The sequence below is a fragment of the Thiohalocapsa sp. ML1 genome, assembly GCF_001469165.1.
In the GTDB taxonomy this organism is placed as follows: Bacteria; Pseudomonadota; Gammaproteobacteria; order Chromatiales; family Chromatiaceae; genus Thiohalocapsa.
Map to the genome: position 1 here is coordinate 1 of NZ_JABX01000016.1, position 19131 is coordinate 19131.

The 19131-nt window shown below is 70.0% G+C and carries 16 protein-coding genes; 8 read left to right on the forward strand and 8 right to left on the reverse strand.

Translation table 11 applies throughout. The annotated features are described in order from the left end of the window. Positions 1–156 precede the first annotated feature (156 nt). Together ML01_RS11805 and ML01_RS11810 are read right to left on the reverse strand one after the other, a co-directional pair. Entirely contained in the window at positions 157–1272 is a 1116-nt protein-coding gene (locus tag ML01_RS11805) for a hypothetical protein (RefSeq protein ID WP_058555606.1), read from the reverse strand. A 128-nt stretch (positions 1273–1400) separates the two neighbouring features. After that, positions 1401–1703, reverse strand: coding sequence for a hypothetical protein (locus ML01_RS11810; protein ID WP_058555607.1), 303 nt, complete (start codon positions 1701–1703; stop codon positions 1401–1403). Between the two features lie 931 nt (positions 1704–2634). On the opposite strand from ML01_RS11810, the gene ML01_RS11815 reads away from it, so the two are divergent. The 7 genes from ML01_RS11815 to ML01_RS11835 all read left to right on the forward strand — a co-directional run bounded on the left by ML01_RS11815 (position 2635) and on the right by ML01_RS11835 (position 7960). Beyond that, complete coding sequence (locus tag ML01_RS11815; RefSeq protein ID WP_058555608.1) at positions 2635–3990, forward strand: diguanylate cyclase; 1356 nt, start codon at positions 2635–2637, stop codon at positions 3988–3990. A 209-nt stretch (positions 3991–4199) separates the two neighbouring features. After that, positions 4200–4322 (forward strand): hypothetical protein, encoded by a 123-nt coding sequence (locus ML01_RS31045; protein ID WP_256363641.1) that lies wholly within the window; start codon positions 4200–4202, stop codon positions 4320–4322. Continuing rightward, complete coding sequence (locus ML01_RS11820; RefSeq protein ID WP_082674199.1) at positions 4319–4546, forward strand: HNH endonuclease; 228 nt, start codon at positions 4319–4321, stop codon at positions 4544–4546. The genes ML01_RS31045 and ML01_RS11820 overlap by 4 nt, the downstream gene beginning before the upstream one ends. A 205-nt stretch (positions 4547–4751) precedes the next feature. Beyond that, on the forward strand, positions 4752–6632 hold the full coding sequence (locus tag ML01_RS11825) for a carbamoyltransferase (protein ID WP_058555609.1): 1881 nt from the start codon (positions 4752–4754) through the stop codon (positions 6630–6632). A gap of 6 nt (positions 6633–6638) precedes the next feature. Then, a complete protein-coding gene (locus tag ML01_RS11830) occupies positions 6639–7064 on the forward strand; it encodes an SxtJ family membrane protein (protein ID WP_058555610.1) in 426 nt (141 codons plus the stop codon). Then, positions 7064–7216 carry a DUF5989 family protein gene (locus tag ML01_RS29955; RefSeq protein ID WP_173865168.1) on the forward strand — a complete coding sequence of 51 codons (153 nt, stop codon included), beginning with the start codon at positions 7064–7066 and terminating at the stop codon, positions 7214–7216. Before ML01_RS11830 ends, ML01_RS29955 begins: the two co-directional genes overlap by 1 nt. A 132-nt stretch (positions 7217–7348) precedes the next feature. Beyond that, positions 7349–7960, forward strand: coding sequence for a DUF1080 domain-containing protein (locus ML01_RS11835; RefSeq protein WP_058555611.1), 612 nt, complete (start codon positions 7349–7351; stop codon positions 7958–7960). 1015 nt (positions 7961–8975) lie between these two features. Here the strand turns inward: ML01_RS11835 and ML01_RS11845 are convergent. The 3 genes from ML01_RS11845 to ML01_RS30190 all read right to left on the reverse strand — a co-directional run bounded on the left by ML01_RS11845 (position 8976) and on the right by ML01_RS30190 (position 12316). After that, on the reverse strand, positions 8976–9590 hold the full coding sequence (locus tag ML01_RS11845) for a fasciclin domain-containing protein (protein ID WP_058555613.1): 615 nt from the start codon (positions 9588–9590) through the stop codon (positions 8976–8978). Positions 9591–9886: 296 nt separating this feature from the next. After that, positions 9887–11869: an ATP-dependent zinc metalloprotease FtsH gene (ftsH, locus tag ML01_RS11850; protein WP_058555614.1), complete on the reverse strand. Its 1983-nt coding sequence runs from the start codon at positions 11867–11869 to the stop codon at positions 9887–9889. A gap of 180 nt (positions 11870–12049) precedes the next feature. After that, on the reverse strand, positions 12050–12316 hold the full coding sequence (locus ML01_RS30190) for a hypothetical protein (RefSeq protein ID WP_058555615.1): 267 nt from the start codon (positions 12314–12316) through the stop codon (positions 12050–12052). 410 nt (positions 12317–12726) lie between these two features. Between ML01_RS30190 and ML01_RS11860 the strand changes: the two genes are divergently transcribed. Next, a complete protein-coding gene (locus ML01_RS11860; protein WP_058555616.1) occupies positions 12727–13266 on the forward strand; it encodes a type 1 glutamine amidotransferase domain-containing protein in 540 nt (179 codons plus the stop codon). Positions 13267–13619: 353 nt separating this feature from the next. Here the strand turns inward: ML01_RS11860 and ML01_RS11865 are convergent, their stop codons facing one another. Genes ML01_RS11865 through ML01_RS11875 form a run of 3 tightly spaced genes read right to left on the reverse strand, consistent with a single transcriptional unit; the run spans position 13620 to position 18664 of the window. After that, positions 13620–16724: an efflux RND transporter permease subunit gene (locus tag ML01_RS11865; RefSeq protein WP_058555617.1), complete on the reverse strand. Its 3105-nt coding sequence runs from the start codon at positions 16722–16724 to the stop codon at positions 13620–13622. Beyond that, positions 16721–17893 carry an efflux RND transporter periplasmic adaptor subunit gene (locus ML01_RS11870; protein WP_058555618.1) on the reverse strand — a complete coding sequence of 391 codons (1173 nt, stop codon included), beginning with the start codon at positions 17891–17893 and terminating at the stop codon, positions 16721–16723. The genes ML01_RS11865 and ML01_RS11870 overlap by 4 nt, the downstream gene beginning before the upstream one ends. A 42-nt stretch (positions 17894–17935) precedes the next feature. Then, positions 17936–18664: a DUF502 domain-containing protein gene (locus tag ML01_RS11875; RefSeq protein WP_058555619.1), complete on the reverse strand. Its 729-nt coding sequence runs from the start codon at positions 18662–18664 to the stop codon at positions 17936–17938. Positions 18665–19131 lie beyond the last annotated feature (467 nt).

Sequence of the window (19131 nt, forward strand, 5' to 3'; positions counted from 1 at the left end):
GATGCCGGCCCCGGAGTTGTCGCGGCTAAAGCCGCTCCCACGGGGAGAGCGGGCGCTGTGGGAGCGGCTTTAGCCGCGAGGGGGCGGTGCGGGCCCCGGCAGTTGTCGCGGCTGAAGCCGCTCCCACGGGGGAGAGCGGGCGCTGTGGGAGCGGCTTTAGCCGCGAGCGGGCGGCGCCGATGGTCGGCTCGGCTGTCGATCTCGATGGCCGGCGCGCTCCCGCAGGGTGCGAAGCCAGGTGGCGCTGTCGGGGCTGTCCAGCACGGGCTCCGCGAGAGCGTGCAGGAGATCGACATCGTCGATTTGTTCCATGATGAGCCGGGTCGCGGCGGCGACCTCCGGGCCGAAGCGCTTTTCGATCAGCCGCACCAGCATGTTGCGGCTCGGGCGTAGCTCGCTAATGCGCGCGCGTCGCGCGGTCGCTTCCGGGTCGGGCTGCTCGTGGAAGCGGAAGAAGCGGTCTGGCATGGCCGTGTACTCGTGCTCGAGCAGGGCCAGGGAGGTGATGCCGATATTGTGCTCGCGGATGGTCGCGTGCAGTCGCTCCAGTTGCTCGCGCTCCCACTCCGTGTGCGGATGGTCGCTCGGGTCCGGGGGGTTCAGCACATCTGTACCGTCGCGCTGGCAGAGCTCGATGGCCAGTTGGTCGATTCGGCAGGGGTCTTCCGGGTCTATCCAGCAGAACAGTCGGTAGCGGAAGTCGGTTTCCCAGGGCGCTTCCCAGTCGCCCGCCAGCGAGGTCATTTCCGGGTTGCAAGTCGGCTGGGTGATGTACTGAAGCCAATGCAGCAGGTCGAGGCGCAGCGCATAGTTTGGCCAAGGGCGCAGGTAGTGCGCCGTTGCGATGAAGCGGCGGACCCGTTCCAACAGGGGGTCGGGATGCGGCGGGATTGCGAAGGGCGCGGCGGCCATGGCCTCATCGAGCGCGAAGCGCAGATGCAGGTCCGATTGCCAATACTGCGCGCCTAGGCCTCGCCACCTTTCGTGCTCGGCTTCTTCCGCGGCACGCTGAATCAGAAATAGGAAGGCGGTGGTTGCAAAATGCGGGGGCAAGCGCGCATGCAGGTTGCCGAGCTGCTCGCGCAACAGCCGATCGAGCCATTCGACGGGAAGGCGGTTGCCGTGCTGCTGCAGCAGGCCCTGGAACAGCAGATATTCCTCAAGCGCATTCTCCGGCGTGCCGTCGCCCCATTTGTAGAAGCACATGCCCAGAGACAGGATTCCCTGATCCGGGGTGATGACGTAGAAGTCGTACCAGCCGCGTGTGGACATTCGGGGTCTCCTGAACGGTAGGACTCGCTTGTGGGCGCGGCCTCGTTCTCTTCTTCTCTGCGGATGCCGGCGGGCGTCCAGCGATTCGTCATCTTGCCTTATCGGGGCCTGCTCCGCGGCGAGCCCGTTCAGCGTCTGGGTTGCGCGTCGATGGCCTGCTGGAGCCGGTGGCGGGTGTCTTGCAGCTCGATGCGGAGGTCTTGGATCTGCCTGCCGAGGCGCGATTCGGTGTCGTGGAGCAGGGTGCGGAGGTGGTCGAATTCGGCCCGCAGCAGGCGCTCGCGCTCGGCGAGCCGGTATTCCTCATTGGACATGCGCAGCTCGGGGTGTCGGTCCAGGAAGCGCGCGAAGGCTTGGGCGATGACGAAGGCGCGCTTGCGCTCGTCGGGGGCGTTGGCGATGGCTTCGTAGAGGTCGATGCTGTGGGCCATGGTCGTGAGGGGGCTGCGTGGGAGGTTTGCTGCACGGTGAGCCGTGGTGTCCGAGCCGCCCTTGGGCAGTGGTCCGGGCTGGGCTGCGAGCGTTGATGATAAGTCCTGCCAGGTTGACTTGCGCGGGCGGATGATCCGTATAGGCGGAGCGTCCGCGAAGGGAAACCGGGACGGAAGGGAAACCGGGACGGACCCTGAGGTATCCCCGGATTAAAACCCGCCAGAACAGTGCGTTGCTTGCTCGACCGTAGTGGCGGCGCCACGGCGGCCACTGGGAGCGCCGGCTTTCCCCGGCCCGCCGACGGCGCGGCTCGATGCCGCGCCGTCGGCGTTTGCTCCGGCCGGGCGACACGGCTCGCTACGGGGCAGTGTATCGGCGCTCGCGCTGCACAACGGTGGCGCTGCAGAGCGCGCGCCGGGGGCATCGAGCCCCCGGCGCGCGCAGCCGGCTGGAAAGCCGGCGGTCCCGGTCCGCATCGTCTCGGCATCCAGGTTGTGGGGATGGGCAGGGCTCGTTAGAGATTGGGGCGGTGCCGGTGCTGTCGCGGTTAAAGCCGCTCCCACGGGGAGGGCGGGCGGAGCGTTGTGGGAGCGGCTTTACGCCTGCTCGGCGTCGATTGCCTGGATCTCGCCACGCTGTGAAAACGTGTCCGTCCATGTTGTCGCTGGAACTGTGTTTTCGCTGGGAGCATCTGCGAAATCTTGAACGGAATGGACTAGGATTCGTTGACATGACAACAGAACAACGAGGCCGCGCTGCGCGTGGCCGACCATGACGCCAGTCCCACCCCCTGCCGCCGCAGCGCCATTGCCGCCCGATGCGCCGCCCGAATCGTCCGCGGCGGCTGCGCCCGCCGGTGTTCGGAACCGACCACGCACTGCCCCCTGCGGGCTTGCCTGTCCGCCAGGTCGGCTGCCGCCCGAGGGTTGCTTGGCCGGTCGCGGGGCGGCCGCGCCAGCCTGCGGCCTCGACGGCTCCCGCGCATCGGCAGAGGAGGGCCCCTGCCGCCTCACGCTCAGTGAACAACGGCAACCGCACCTCGGGCTCAAGCTGGGCCTGGCGGGCGTGGTGTGGCTGGTTCTGGTCGCGGCCTCCTTCGGCTGGAACCTCCATCAGGCCGGGCAACACCGCGAGGCCCTGGCGTTACAGTCTGCGCGCGCGATGTTTGCGCACCTGGTACTGACCCGCCGCTGGAACGCCGGCCACGGTGGCCTGTTCGCGCCGGTTAGCGCCGAGACCCAGCCCAACCCCTGGCTCGAGGTGCCGGTGCGCGACATCGTCGTCAGCGACGACCTGATGCTGACCATGATCAACCCGGCCTACATGACCCGCCAGTTGAGTGAGCTGGCGGAGCGCACCGATGGCGTGCAGTTTCGCATCACCAGCCGCAACCCGATCCGCCCGCAGAACGCCCCGCGCCCGTGGGAGGCCGAGGCGCTCGCGGCCTTCGAGGCGGGCGTGGCCGAGGTCGGCGAGCTGCAGGTGGCGAACGGGCAGGGCAGCTATCGCTACATGGCACCGCTGATGGTCGAGCAGGCCTGCCTCGCCTGCCACGAGGAACAGGGCTACACGCTCGGCGACGTGCGCGGCGGCATCAGCATCATGCTGCCGGGGATCGCCCCGCTGCCGCTTGCGGCGCTGGTTTGGAGCCATGTGCTGATCGCGCTGGCCGGCGGGCTGACGATCCTGCTGCTCGGCCGACTGCTGTCCCACGCCTATGCGGACCTGCGCACGCAGGCGGTGATGGACGCGCTGACCTCGATCCCGAACCGGCGCTACTTCATCGAGCAGTTCGTCCGCACGCTGCGCCCGAGCGCGCTGCCGGTGTCGCTGATCATCTGCGACATCGACCACTTCAAGGGCTACAACGATTGCTTTGGCCATCAGGCCGGCGACCACTGCCTGCAGACCGTGGCTGGCGTGCTGCACCAGAGCCGGCGCCACGACGGTGACTTCTGCGCCCGCTATGGCGGTGAGGAGTTCGTGCTGGTGCTGCCGAACACCCGGCTGCCCACCGCGGTGCGGGTCGCCGAGCGACTGCGCGAGGCCATCGCCGACCTCGGCCTGCAGCACCCCGGCAGCCCGCTCGGCATCGTCACCATCAGCGTCGGCGTCGCCGCCGTCGCCGACGGCCAGCTCGACCACGAGGCGCTGATCCACGACGCCGACGAGGCCCTGTACCGCGCCAAGGAACAGGGCCGCAACCGCGTCGCGGTGCATCCGCCGCCGGCAGGTGCCGACCTGTACGCCGAGCGTTCCCGACGGTCTGGCACCCCGGTAAGCTAAGGGCCTTGACGCGCTGTAGGCTGGCGAGGCAGAGCCTTAAGACCGACCAGCGCGCGGAGCGCTTGCTTGCGCAATCCGGTCGTCGCCGCAGGTGAACCAAGGGCCGAGGGCCGAGTTGCGGTCCTCGGTCCTCGGTCCTCGGTGCTTGGTCCTCGGCCCTTTTGCCTGCTGCGGTATCCATGTTGTTTTTCTAGTGAGGAGTCAATCGGATGCAACTCACCCTGCACGTCCCGGACGATCTGGCGGCAGACCTGCGACGGCACCAGGCACGTCTGCCGCGGATCCTGCGCAAGGCCAAGATTCGTGCCGCGCAGCAACTCCAGCGGTCGTGAGCGGCGCCTTCATCCCTGCGAGCCTAAGACGGCAGGTCCATCAGCGTGCCGCGGGCCGCTGTGAATACTGCGGAATGCCCGAGCCGTTGAGCTTCGCCCCGCACCAGATCGACCACATCATCGCCGAGAAGCATGGCGGCTCGACCGACCCCGAGAACCTCGCCCGCAGCCTTGGCCCGCCGCCCTCCGCCCTCGGCCTCTGCCAACGAAGCAGAGTGTCCTGACTAATCAGGGTGGTCTGGCCGTGGCGGACGCCACATCACGCAGCGTGCGCGGGCGTCGTTATACTCGCGGCCCTGCCAGCGCCGCAGCGGTTGTTCTACCGGCCCGCGGCGGCGCTGACGATAGATCCCGCCCCCGATCTTCGCGCTTCCGATGTCCGATGAGCATCTCGGGCCAAACCGGGCGATGACGCAGTTGCCTTAACCGATGAATATTCTGGGAATATCGGCGTTCTACCACGACAGCGCCGCGGCGCTGGTGCGCGACGGGGCGGTGGTGGCCGCGGCGCAGGAGGAGCGTTTTTCGCGCAAGAAGCACGATGCCGGGTTTCCCACCCAGGCCGTCACCTGGTGCCTGCGCGACGCCGGACTCGCGCTGGCCGAGATCGACCATGTCTGCTTCTACGATAAGCCGCTGCTGAAGTTCGAGCGGCTGCTGGAGACCTACATCGGCTCGGCACCGCGGGGCATCCGCTCGTTCATGGCCGCGATGCCGGTGTGGCTCAAGGACAAGCTGTTCCTGAAAACGACAATCCGCCGCGAGCTCGCCGCCCTCGGCGGCCTCCCAGCGGCGGACCTGCCGTCGCTGTTGTTCAACGAGCATCATCGCTCGCACGCGGCCTCGGCCTTCTTCCCGAGCCCCTTCGACGAGGCGGCGGTGCTGTGTCTCGACGGCGTCGGGGAGTGGGCGACGACCTCGGTCTGGCGCGGCAGCGGGCACCGGCTCGAACCCCTGTGGCAGATCGACTTTCCGCATTCGCTCGGGCTTTTGTATTCGGCCTTCACGTATTTCACGGGCTTTCGCGTCAATTCCGGCGAATACAAGCTGATGGGCCTTGCGCCCTACGGCGAGCCGCGTTACACGGACCTGATCCGCCGCGAGCTGATCGACATCAAGCCGGATGGCAGCTTCCGGTTGAACATGCGCTACTTCGACTTCGCGACCGGGCTCAGGATGACCAATCGGCGCTTCGCCCGGTTGTTCGACGGGCCGCCGCGTCAGCCCGAGGCGGAGGTGACCCAGCGCGAGATGGACTTGGCGCGCTCCATCCAGGTCGTCACCGAGGAGGTGGTGCTGCGGCTCGCGACCACGGTGCAGCGCGAGACCGGGCTCGACCGCCTGTGTCTGGCCGGCGGCGTTGCGCTCAACTGCGTCGCCAATGGGCGCCTGTTGCGCGAGGGGCCGTTCGCCGACCTCTGGGTGCAACCGGCGGCCGGCGACGCGGGCGGCGCGCTCGGCGCGGCGCTGTCGGTCTGGCATGAATATCTGGATCGGCCCCGCGCCCCGCCGGCAGCGGCAGCCGCGGTCGGCAGCGCTGCGCACACGCCCGCCCCGCCGGACGCGATGGCCGGGAGCTATCTCGGCCCGCGGTTTTGCAATACCGAGATCCGCACGGTGCTCGCGGAGCTCGACGCGCCCTTCGAGGCCCTCGACGATGCGGAGCTGCTGCCGCGCGTGGCCGCGCTGCTCGCCGATGGCAAGGTCATCGGCTGGTTCCAGGGGCGCATGGAGCTCGGCCCGCGCGCGTTGGGCGGACGCTCAATCCTCGGCGATCCGCGGAATCCCACGATGCAGTCGGTGATGAACCTCAAGATCAAGTATCGCGAATCCTTCCGGCCGTTCGCCCCGGCGGTGCTGGCGGAGCGGGTCGGCGAATGGTTCGCTCTGACCTGCGCGAGCCCGTACATGCTCATCGTCGCGCCGGTGCGCGACGAGCACCGCTTGCCGCCACCGGCGGACGAGGCGGCGCGGTTCGGTATCGAGCGGCTGCACCTGCCGCGCTCGGCGATCCCGGCGGTGACCCATGTCGACTATTCGGCGCGCGTGCAGACGGTGCATGCCGAGACCAACCCGCGCTTTCACGCGCTGCTCGCGGCCTTCTACGCGCAGACCGGCTGCCCGGTGCTGATCAATACCTCATTCAACGTCCGCGGCGAGCCCATCGTCTGCACCCCGGCGGATGCCTGGCGCTGCTTCATGCGCACGGAGCTCGATTACCTGGTGCTGGAGAACTGCCTGCTGGACAAGCGCCGGCAGCCTGCGCTGGCCGCCGACAGCGATTGGCGATCCGAGTTTGCATTGGATTGAAGCAAGATGACCACGACCACGACCACGACCACGACCACGACCACGCTGACGCCCGTGCTGCTGCGCCAATTCGGGCTGCTCACCGGGGCCATCGTCGCCGCGCTGTTCGGGCTGCTGCTGCCCTGGCTGTTCGATCGCGGGCTGCCCTGGTGGCCCTGGGTCATTGCCGCAACGCTGGGGCTGCTCGCGCTCGTTGCGCCGCGCGGCCTGGCACCGGTCTATCGCGGCTGGATGGCCTTCGGGGCGGTGCTCGGCTGGATCAATACGCGGCTCATCCTGGGCCTGGTGTTCTATCTGCTGCTGCTGCCGATCGGGTTGGTGATGCGCCTGTTGGGGCATGACCCGTTGCGCCGCCGCCGCGAGGATCGCGTGACCACCTATCGCGTGCCGAGCGCGGCGCCACCCCCATGCCATTTCGAGAGGCCCTTTTGATGTTCGAGTTATTGCAGGACCTGTGGCAGTTTATGCGCGTGCGCAAGAAGTTCTGGCTTGCGCCGATTATTGTCGTGCTGTTGCTGCTCGGCGGGTTGGTCGTGCTCGCGCAGGGCTCCGCGGTGGCACCGTTCATCTATACGTTGTTCTGACCGATGTCGTTGTTCGCGGGGCTTCCGCGCGTGCGTTGTGGGCGGCACTGTGGCTGGCCTGCACGCATGTTTGTTTACGATATCGACAAGTTCTGCCATGTCGGTGAGGTCTCACTTGACCGGAGGTGCGTGATGAAGATGTTGTTGAATGCGGCGATGGTTGGTTATGCGCTGTTGGTGGTCGGATTCACCACCGCGTCAAACGCGGAGGACTGGATCACGCTGATTGAGGGTGAGCAGGGTTTGGAGCATTTCAATCGCATCGGCGATGCTAATTGGCGCGCCGAGGACGGCGCAATCGTGGCCGATCAGGGCGCGGGTGGTCACCTGGTGACCAAGGATGCCTACGAGGATGTCGAGGTGTATGCCGAGTTTTGGGCCGACCACACCACGAACAGCGGCATCTTCCTCCGCGCCCAGAATCCGCAACAGATAGGCTTTGCCAATGCGTACGAAGTCAATATCTTCGACCAGCGCCCGGGGCAGGAGTACAGCACCGGCGCCATCGTCGGCTTCGCCGCGCTTGCGGAACCCTTCCCGACGGCCGGCGGGAAGTGGAATACGTTGGAGGTCCGCATCCAGGGCTCCGAAGCCGTCGTGGAGCTGAACGGACAGGTTACCGTCCGCATGCAGAATGACGAATTCAAGGCAGGACCGATTTCACTGCAATACGCCGCCGGCGCCGGGGGCATCCCGGGCGGAGCCATCAAGTGGCGCAAGGTGATGATCCGCCCCCTGCCCTGACCCCATTTACTCGGACACCGGCCCGGGCGGTCAGCGTCGAATCGCTTGGGCCGGGTGCGGCCTCCGCAGCATGTCCATCGGATGGCGCCGTTTCACGCAGACGACACAAGAAAAGAGGGCCTCGATCATCGTGCCGGCCACATCGCCTGCCGCACGCAAGCGGTCCGCACGGCGGACACTAAAGCGCTGGGATCGCCGGCTTTCCAGCCGGCTCGGCGGACTGGGATCACCGGCTTTCCAGCCGGCTCGGTGGACTGGGATCGCCGGCTTTCCAGCCGGCTCGCCGCCGACGCGGCTCGATGCCGCGTCGGCGGCGTCTGGGCCGATAGACGGGCACATGCGCGCTCCTCCGCCCGGCGGCGCGGCATGGGCAACCGCCCGGCCCCCGCGCCACAGATCGCGCAGCGGGGGTACAGCCGGCTGAAAGCCGGCGCTCGTACGCCCGTGAGGGCGCATTGTCAGCACGGTGTAAGTCCGCGTCCGGGTATGCCAAGGCCCGGTAGCCGAGGGTAACTGCGTCGTCGTGAGGCGGGGTGGGCGTGGTTGGGGGCGGCACGATCGGACGGCAGCGCGAGGTCAACGGGGAGGCCTGTCGGCGCCGGCGAGCGTCGGCAGGAGTCAGCGCCCGCATCGTCGTGCAGGTTCGCAACTTGGACGGCCAAGGGCCAGACCTGGCGGAGACGCCGGTCCTGAGGATGCCTGGGGGGCTACCCCCGCCGAGGGTCGATCTGGAGCGGACGAAACGCGCGGAGCGCAAAGCCGCGCCGAGCGAAGGCGGGCATCAGCGGCGGGAAGGTGAATCCGTGCTGTTCGGGCAGATCTACGCGGGGGCACGTGATCGGGGCATGGCGCCGTCGCCCCAAGTGCTGGAGACGGTGCTGCGCGAGCGGGTCCGCGACTTGCTGGAAGGGCGGTGGCAGGGGGTGGCGCCGCGCGTGAGTGTCAGCTAGCTGGACTAGACAAGGGCCGAGGGTCAAGGACGACGTCCTCGGCCCGCGGCCCTTTCAGCCCGGCGTCAGAGATTGAGGCTGTCGACGATGTGCACGACGCCGTTGCCGGCGACGAGGTCGGCCCTGACGATGTCGGCGTTGCCGAAGCTGATGGCGGGGCCGCCGCCGGCATCGATGCGGAGGGTTTCGCCGCCCAGCGTTTGCACCTGGTCGCGCTGGAGTAGGTCCGTCGCGGAGAGCCTGCCGCGGACGATGTGGTTGCTGAGCAGCGCGGTGAGCCGCTCGCGGTCTTGGAGCAGGGCGTCGCGCTGATCCGCGGGGAGCGCCTCGAAGGCCTCGTCGGTGGGCGCGAACAGCGTGAGCGGCCCCGGCCCGTTTAACACCTGCTCGAAGCCCGCCTGCTGCAGCGCTTCATTGAAGCGCTGAAATAGTCCGCTGTCGCGGGTCACGTCCACCACGGTGGTGTCGGCGGCGGCGCCGGTGACCTGAGGCAGGCCGTAAGCGCTGTCCGGAAAACGCTGCGCCGGCTCGTTGTTGCGCTCGCCGGCCTCGGCGCGCTCCTCCATCTCTTCCGTCGCGAACCGGGGTCCGAGGGTGAGCAGGGCCAGCGGGAAGAGGGCAATGATGAGCACCGCCGCGAGGCCCATGCGGTTGCGCTTTTGCAGAGTCTCTTGCTTCATTGGGGTATTCTCCTGCCGCCGGTGGCGGCGCTGGATGTCGGAAGTCCGGCATGCCCGAGGCGGGGCGCTGCGACCGATGGGTCGGCGCCCGCTGGGCTGCCGGGGAGGTTTCCGACAATGCAGCAACCGCCATGCCGAAGCCGACCGCCGTGCGTGTCGCGCAGCAGTCCTGCGGCCGCAGCGGGCGCCGGGGCCGGTTGGACTCCCCGACGCATGGGCCCGGCATCGGGCCATCTGCCCCGGGCGGTGGTGGCAATACCCAGCCCGGTCGCGCTCCGGCTGCGGCGCGCTCGGCGTCAGCTTTGCGCGGCCCGTGCCGGCTCGGCGTTCAGGTCCTCTTGGAGCAACCGGTCGATCTGCTCGCGGTCCAGGGTCTCGGCCTCCAGCAGGCGGTCGGCGAGGCGCAGGAGCGCGTCCTTGTGCCGGCGCACGAGGTTGATGGCGTGCTCCTCCACGGCGCGGATCAGCGCCGTGATCTCATCGTCGATGCGGGCGGCCGTGGTGTCGCTGAAGTCCGGCGGGCGGGCCATCTCGCGGCCGAGGAAGACGTGCTCTTCGCCGCGCTTGAAGGCGACGGGGCCGATGACGTCGCTCATGCCCCAGTAGCTCACCATGCGCCGCGCCAGTCGGGTGGCGTTGTCGAGATCCGCCTCGGCGCCGGTGGTGACCTCATCGAATACCACGCGCTCGGCCACGCGCCCGCCGAGCATGACGGCGAGCCGGTCGCGCAGGTAGCTCGCGCGGTAGGTGTGGCGGTCTTCCTCCGGCACTTGCTCGGTGGCGCCGAGCGCCCGCCCGCGCGGGATGATGGTCACCTTATCCAGCGGGTCCGCGTGCGGCAGCAGCCAGGCCAGCAGCGCGTGGCCGGACTCGTGCACGGCCACCAGCCGGCGCTCCTCGTCGCCGATGCCCTGCTCGCGCTCGGCGCCGAGCACGAGCTTGTCGCGGGCCTCGGCGAAGTGCCGCATGTCCACCTCGTCTTGGTGGGTGCGCCCGGCGAGGAGCGCCGCCTCGTTCACCAGGTTTTCGAGGTCGGCACCGGAAAAGCCCACCGTGCGGGCGGCGAGCCGATCCAGGTCGACGTCGTCGGCGACGCGGACCTTGCGGGCGTGGATGTCCAAAATCGCGCGGCGCGCCTCGCGGCCGGGCAGCTCCAAGTACACCTTGCGGTCGAAGCGCCCCGGGCGCAGCAGCGCCGTGTCGAGCACGTCCGGGCGGTTCGTGGCGGCGAGCACGACAATGTCCTCATGCGGCGTGAAGCCGTCCATCTCGTTTAGGATCTGGTTCAAGGTCTGCTCGCGCTCGTCGTGGCCGCCGCCCATGCCGGCGCCGCGGGAGCGACCGACGGCGTCGATCTCGTCGATGAAGATGACGCAGGGCGCGGCGCGCTTGGCGGTCTCGAACAGGTCGCGCACCCGCGAGGCGCCGACGCCGACGAACATCTCCACGAACTCCGAGCCCGACATGCTGAAGAAGGGCACGCCCGCCTCGCCGGAGACGGCGCGCGCGAGCAGCGTCTTGCCGGTACCGGGCGGCCCCACCAGCAGCACGCCCTTCGGCATCTTGGCGCCGAGCCGGCGGAAGCGCTCCGGCTCCGCGAGATGGCCGATGATCTCGGCGAGGTCCGCCTTGGCGTTCTCAAGCCCCGCGACGTCCTTGAGCCCCACCTGCGAGTCCTCGGCGCGAAAACGCTTCGCCTTGGACTTGCCGAAGTCGAAGAGGCCGCCGCCCTTGCCGCCGCCGGCCATCAGGCGCTGCTGCATGCGATAGCTGATGTACAGAAAGCCGCCCAGAATCAGCACCCAGGGCAGCACGGAGAGCAGCATGCGCGCCCACAGGCCGCTGTCGGCGGGCTCGGCGTCGACCTCCACGCCTTCGCGCTCCAACAGCTCCAGCAGCGCCGGGTCCTCCACCCCGGGCTTGGTGCTGGTGAAGCGCTCGCCGAGTGCGGCTTCGGCGTTGTCCGTTGTCGTTGCGGGCTTGCCTTGCTCGTCCGGAGCGCCGTCGCCTGCCGCGGTGCCGTCGGCCTCGGCGTGGAAGCGTCCGCGGATGCTGTCCCCATCGAAGGTAACCTCGGCGACGCGCCCGTCGCGCACCGCCTCCTTGAAGGCCGTGTAGCTGAGCTCGGTCGGCGCCGGCGGCGCGATGGCGATGTTCAAGACCGCGGCGAGCACGAGGATCGCCACGGCGGCCAGCGCATATCTGCGCCAGGGCGGCCCGCCGCCGGGCATGAGTCGGGTGCGCGGCGCGCGCGACCCGAAGGGTGCGGTTGGGGGCATGACTGGTCTCCTGGATTGCTTGACGGCGCCGAATGTATGCAGATGAGCCAAGTTTCGACGGGGCGTCGGACTGGCCAGGCGCGTCGAAATCGAAATCGAAATCGGGATCGGGGTCGGGGTCGGGATCGCCATCGGGATCGGGATCGTGAATGTTCGATTACGGCCCGAACTCACGCCCGATTACGACAACGACAACGACAACGACAACGACTCGACAACGAGGGACCCCGGCCTCGGGATCCCCGCAACGAAGGACCAGCCCTCGCCGCCGCCGAGCTGCGACGGCGTGTTCAGCTCCCCCTGAAACTCCGACGGGCCGAGCTCGCCGTCGGCGTCCGCGTCCAGCTCGTCGAAGTAGCCCGCGAGGCGCGGCAGCGCCGCGGCCTCCTGCTTCGAGAGCGCGCCGTTGCCGTCGATATCGAGCGCTGCGAAACAGCAAGCCGCCATTCCGGCCGACTCCACACGGCGGCTCGACGAGCCAACAGCAAGGCATGCGCCAGATCGGCTACGCGGCCGCGGATGCGCGTGCTGCGGCGCGTGCTCGGGCACGCGAGCGGGGCCGGACGCTGCCGGGCCGAGCGGGGTGCTGCCTCTGTGCTGCGGGCGTTGCCGCGGGGCATTTGCGCCGGAATCGGCCGAGAACCCCCGGCGGCGCAGCGCGAGCCCGTTCGGGAGTCGAGCGCGGCGTCGCGCGGGGTCGGAGCCGGTTGGCCGGCATCGACCCTGCCGACTCTGGCATCGACCCTGCTGAGCTATGCCGGCGCGGGGCCGGCGCGGGGCCGGCGCGGGCGCAGGTGTCCGCGGCGATGCACCCACCGCCGACTCAACCACCGCCGACTCAACCGGAGGCAAAAGCGATGGCAGAACCACTCGCGACGGCAGAACCACTCGCCGGGCGCAACATCGGCGTCCTCGTGGAGGACCTGTTCGAAGACCTAGAGCTCTGGTACCCGGTGATCCGCCTGCGCGAGGCCGGCGCCCACGTGATGCTGCTCGGCACCGGTAAGCACAGCTATCGCGGCAAGCACGGCTTGGCGGCCGAGCCGGATGCGCCGGTGAGCACCGCCGCGCCCGGCGACTTCGACGCGCTGGTGATTCCCGGCGGCTATGCGCCGGACCGCATGCGCCGTGATGTGGCCCTGCTCGCGCTGGTGCGGGGTATCGCGGAGCTCGGGCGGCCCGTGGCCTTCATCTGCCACGCGGGCTGGGTGCCGATCTCCGCCGGCATCGTCGCCGGCCGCCGGGTAACGTCGGTGCCGTCCATCCGCGACGACCTCGAGAACGCCGGCGCCCACTGGGAAGACAGCGAGGTGGTGCAGGACGGCCCGTTGATCTCGAGCCGCCACCCGGGCGACCTGCCGGCCTTCTGCCGCACCCTGATCGCGGCGCTGGGCTAGATTGCTTGACGACGCCGAATGCTTGCAGATGAGTCAAGTTTCACGACGACAAGGCGCTTGCAGGCAAAAGGGCCGAGGGCCGAGGGCCAAGGAGGGCTCCCTTGGCCCTCGGCCCTCGGCCCTTTTGCAGGGGGCATCGCGCTCTGTGGTTGTGTTGACCTGGAGGTCAACACTCCAGTCAACAACCGTCAGCGCCCATTCGATTGCAGATGGGTCAAGCTTCGACGGGGCGTCGGACTGGCCAGGTGCGTTGGGATCGGGATCGGGATCGGCTGCCGCTCCGTTCGATTTCGATTTCGATACCGATGCCGATAGCGACGAGCACGATTCGTCGGTCTCCTAGCCCCTAGCCCCTAGCCCCTAGCCCCTTCTCTCTCCGCCTCCAGCGCTCGCGCCAGCGCCGCGCGCGGGCGGCTCTTGCGCGCGAGCAGCAGGTAGAGCACTGGCACCAGGAACAGCGTCAACAGGGTCGCGGCGATGACGCCGCCGATGATGGTGAGCCCGATGATCTCGCGCGTCTCGGCGCCGGGGCCGACGGCGAGCGCCAGCGGCAGCGCGCCGAACAGGGTCGCGATGGAGGTCATCAGGATCGGCCGAAAGCGCACCCGCGCCGCCTGCTCCACGGCGCGGCGGAAGTCCTCGCCGCGGTCGCGCAACTGGTTGATGAGCTCCACCAGCAGGATCGCGTTCTTGGCCATGATGCCGATGGCGAGGATGAAGCCGATCTGGCTGTAGATGTTGATGCTGCCGCCGCCGAGCGCGAGCGCGGCGAGTGCCCCGAACAGCGCGAGCGGCACGCCGGCCAAGAGCACCAGCGGCTGCACGAAGCTCTCGAACTGTGCCGCCAGCACCAGAAACACGATCACCAGCGCGAGCACGAAGGCGACTTGGAAGGCACTCCCCTGGCGCTGGTAGTCATCGCTCGCGGCGAGCCAGCGCAACTGCATCTCCGGCGCGAGCAGCGGGCGCACCCGCGCCTGGAGTCGGTCCACCACGTCGCCGAGTGCGTAGCCGCTCGCGAGCGAGCCCTGGAGGGTAAGGGCCGGGAGCCGGTCCACGCGCTTGCGCTCGGCGGCACGGCCGACCAGCTCGGTCTCGATGAGTCCGGACAGGGCCACGAGCCGGCCGCTGCCGGTGCGCAACTGCACCCGATCCAAATCCTCCGGCGCGTCGCGGTCCGGCGCGCGGGCGCGGACCATGACCTCGTAGGTCTCGGCATCGACGGAGAAGTCCGTGATGTCCTCGCCGCCCATCAGGATTTGCAGCGTCCGGCCGATGTCGGCCAGCGGGATGCCGAGCGCCGCGGCCCGGTCGCGGCGCACGCGGATTTGAAGCTGCGGGTTGGTGGGCTGGTAGTCGAGCCGCGCCTGGGCGATGCCGGGCAGCGCGCGCGCCTCGGCCAGCGCCTGCTCGGCCACCGCCTGCACCGCTTCCAGCCGCGGGCCGGTAATGGCGAGCTGCACCGGCTGCTCGAAGCCGCCGCCGATGCTCGGCGGATTCACGGCAAAGGCCTGCGCGCCGGTGACGCCGGCCAGCAGCGGCAGCACCCGGCGCGTCACGTCGAACTGGCTCGCGTCGCGCTCCCCCCAGGGCTTGAGCTTCAGGATCACGATGGCGGAGTTGACCGGTCCCTGGCCGCGACTCCGCGGCGCGATGAGCGCGATGACGTGCTCGGCCGGCCCGTCCGGCCCCGTCAGCGGCAGCAGCCGCGCCTCGATGTCCGCGAGCACGTCTTGCATGTAGCCGATGGTCGCGCCCTCCGGCGCGGCGACGGGGATGAACACCGCGCCGCGGTCCTCGCGCGGCGAGAGCTCCCGCGGCAGCGTGCGATACAGCCAAACCGTGCCCGCCACCAGCGCCAGCGCCAGCAGCAGCACCAGCCAGCGCAGCCTGAGCACGGCGCCGAGCAGCCGCGCGTAGCCGGCCGCCACGGCCTCGAACAGGCCGCTGACGCGCGTCTGGAAACGGTTCGCGCGGATGCGCTCGGCGTCGATGAGCTTCGCGGCCACGGTTACGCCGATGGTGAGCGCCGCGAGGCTGGAGATGGCCAGCGCCCCGCCCATGGCCGCGGCGAATTCGCCGAACAGTCGCCCCGTGTCCCCCGGCAGGAAGCCGAGCGGCGTGATGACCGCGAGCAGCACCGTGGTGGTGGCAATCACGGCGAAGGCCACCTCGCCGGCGCCCAGGTCCGCCGCCAGGAGCCGCGGCTTGCCCTGCTCGGAATAGCGGAACACGTTCTCGCCGACGACGATGGCGTCGTCCACCAGCATGCCGATGGCCAGGATCAGCGCCAGCAGCGTCAGCACGTTCACCGAGTAGCCGAGCACGTAGAGCAGCATGAAGGCGCCGATGACCGAGGCCGGGATGGTCGCCGTCGGCACCAGGGTCGCGCGCCACGAGCCGAGCGACAGGAACACCACGGCGATGACGAGCCCGATGGTCAAGAACAGCGTCAGCACGATCTGCCGAATGGACGCCTCGACGAAGGTCGCCGCGTCGTAGGGCACGCTGACCTGCACCGCGTCCGGGATGCGCGGGGCCAGCTCATCAAGCCGCGCCCGCACCGCGTGGGAGATGGCGACGAGGTTGGAGCCGGACTGGCGCACCACGCCGAGTCCGACGGCGTCCTCGCCGTCGAGCCGCACGCCGGTGCGATAGGACTCGGGGCCGTACTCGACATCCGCGACGTCGCCCAAGCGCACCTCCACGCCGTCTACGTCCTTCAGGATCAGATCCCGGTAGCCGGCGGGCGCCTTCAGCTCCGTCATGGTCCGCAGCGTCAGCTCGCGCGTCTCGCCCACCAGCCGGCCGGCCGGCAGCTCCAGGTTGCGCGCGCGCAGCGCCTGCTCCACGTCCAGCACCGTCAGGTCGTGCGCCGCGAGGCGGTCCAGGTCCAGGTGAATGCGCATGGCGTAGCGCTCCTCGCCGCCGAACAGCACCTGCGCGACGCCGGGCACGGTCGAGAGCGGGTCCACCAGCACGCGCTCGCCCAAGTCCGAGAGGTCGAGCCGGCTCAGGCGCTCGCTGGTGAGCACGACCCACATGACCACTTGGCCCTGCAGCGACTGCTGCGCGATCTCCGGGTCCTCCGCCGCGTCCGGCAGCTCGTTCCTGATGCGCGAGACGCGGTCGCGCACATCGGCGGCGGCGAGGTCCAGGTCGCGGCTCAGCAGGAACTCCACCTCCACCTGCGCGCGCCCGTCGGTGGAGGTCGCGCGGATCTGGCGCACGCCGTCGATGCCGCTCACCGCCTCCTCGATGGGCTCGGTGACTTCGCGCTCCACCACGCCGGCGGCGGCGCCGGGGTAGATAACGCTGACCGTGATGGTGGGATCATCGATATCCGGGTACTCGCGCACCGGCAGGCCCAGCAGTGCCGCGCCGCCGATGACGATGATCAAGAGCGACAGCACCGTGGCCGCCACGGGCCGGGTGACGGCGAGGCGGGTCAGCATCATGGCTCGCGCGCTCCGGGCTGCTGCGCCCCTGCGGACTCGGGCGAGCCTGCGGCAGCGTCCGGCGGCCCGGTGCGCACCGTCGCGCCGTCGCGCAGCGCCGCGAGCCCGCCGACGACCACCTGCTCGTCGGCGTCGACGCCGCGCTCGATGGCCACCCAGCCGGCGCGGCGCAGCCCCGTCGCCACCTGCCGACGCGTCACCGTCGGCGGCGCGCCGTCGTCGCCCGGCACCAGCACGAACAGGTGCTCGGTCGGCCCGCGGGCGATGACGGCCGCCTCCGGCACGGTGACGAGCTCGCGCTCGCCGGTGACGACGGCGGCGCGCATGAACATGCCGGGGCGCAGCAGCCGGTCCGGGTTCGGCAGCGTCGCCTTCAACGGCAAGGTGCGCGTGGCGGTGTCCAAGGCGGTGCCGATGAAGCTGACCTCGCCGGTGAAGGTCCGCTCCGGGTAGGCCGGCGTCGTGGCCGTCACGCGCTGGCCGGCGGCAATGCGCCCGAGCGCCGTCTCCGGCACGTCGAGCAACAGGTCCAACGGGTCCACGCGGCGCAGATCCGCCACCGGCGTGCCGGGATCGAGCAGCGCGCCGACGCTGACATGCCGGCGGCCGATGACCCCGGCGAAGGGGGCCTCGATCTCGCGGTCGCCGAGGTCCTCTTCGGCCACCGTGAGCGCCGCCGCGGCGGACTCGGCGGCGGCCTCGGCGCGCTCCAGCTCCGCCGGCGAGACGAACTGCTCGCCGCGCAGCTCGCGCATGCGCGCCAGGTCTTGGCGCTTCTCGGCGAGCTGCGCGCGCGCCTCCTCGACGCGGGCCGCGGCGCGCTCGCGCTCCAGCCGCAGCAGGGGCTCGCCGGCAGCCACCGCGGTGCCCTCCTCGAACAGCACGGCGGCGACGCGCCCCGGGCTATCGGCGGTGATGATGACCGCCTCCGGGGCTTCGAGCGTGCCGGTGGCGCTAATGCGGGCCTCGACGCGGCGCAGCTCGGCCGGTGCCGTCTCCACCAGCGGCGGCGGGCGGGTCGACTCGTTGCCGTCGCCCGGCGCGTCGAGCAGCGCGCTCAGCTCGTCCCGAAACAGCCAGCCCGCGGCGCCGAGCGCGGCTAGGGCGAGCAAGACGAGCAGGCCGATGACGGCCCGGCGCAGGCCTGCATGCCGGGTTGGCTCAGGCATCGCCGGATCGGTCCTGTAGCACGCGGGGCGTCAAGTGCCGGCCTAGCGGCGGCGCGCCGCGCCGTCGTGTCCGGCGGCCGCGGTGCTCGCGTCGGCAGCGGGCACGGCCGGGCCGCGGCCGCGGCTGGGTCGGCGCCCTCGGCCGAGCGCGCCGCCGGTCAGCACCGCGCGCAGCGCGTCATCCGAGCGCACATCGAGCGACTGCACCAGGGCGCTGTCCAGATACAGCGTGTAGCCGCCCACTTGGTAGCTCATGGGCAGGTACACCGCGACGCGCCCGTCCGCGTCGGTTGCGTCGCCGACGCCCGCGCGGGGCAGGGCGGCCGGCTCCTGCATCATGAAGCCCACCAGCTCGATCTTGCCGCCACCGTCGCCCAAGGGCAGCGCGACGGTCACCGGGCGACCGAACTGCTTGTCCGCACCCTGCTCCAGAAAACGCGCCACGTCTTTCAGCCCCTGAAACAGGCTCTTGACCAGCGGGATGCGGTCGAGCACCCGCTCCAGCAGGTTCAGCACCCAGCGCACCAGAAAGATGTTGGCGAGCAGACCCGCGGCGAGCGTCAGCAGCACGCCGACGGCGAGCCCCATCCCCGGCACGTACCAGCCTTGCGGCAGCAGCCCGGCGAGGGCGCCGCCCACCAGCGCCTCCACCGAGTGGCCGAGCCACACGAGCAGCGCGATGGTCAGGGTGAGCGGCGCGAGCAGCGCGATGCCCTGCAGAAACAGGTTGCGCAGGCGCGTCAGGGCGGCCATGACGGATCGCTTCGACATGTCGGCGTTGCTCCCGGTGCTTGGACGATGGTTTGGATCGACCTCTGGTCGCTATGCCCCGGCGTCGCTATGCCCGGCGGCGATTGCTTGACGGCGCCAAATGCTTGCAGATGAGCCGAGTTGCGTGGCGACGAGGCGCTCAAGGGCAGAAGGGCCTAGGGCTGAGGGCCAAGGGAGCCCGCCGCGGCGCTTCAGTTCACTTGCGGCAACGAGCGGGCTGCGCAAGACGACGCGCCGTGCCCTGGTCGGTCTGCGGCTCTGCCTCGGTAGACCTGGAAGCAAAGCGGGTGCCAGCCGGGGGGCGCGGGCAGGCTGCCGGCGCCGACGGGCGGGTCGCTATGCCCCGGCGGCGGTGGAAGTGCCGTAGCCAGACGGTGCTCGGCGTCTGCGCCCGGCGGTCGGCACTGCGATGCCGGTTGGAGCGTTACCGCTGGTCCGGCCGTTGCATTGGGCTATGGAAAGCCCGG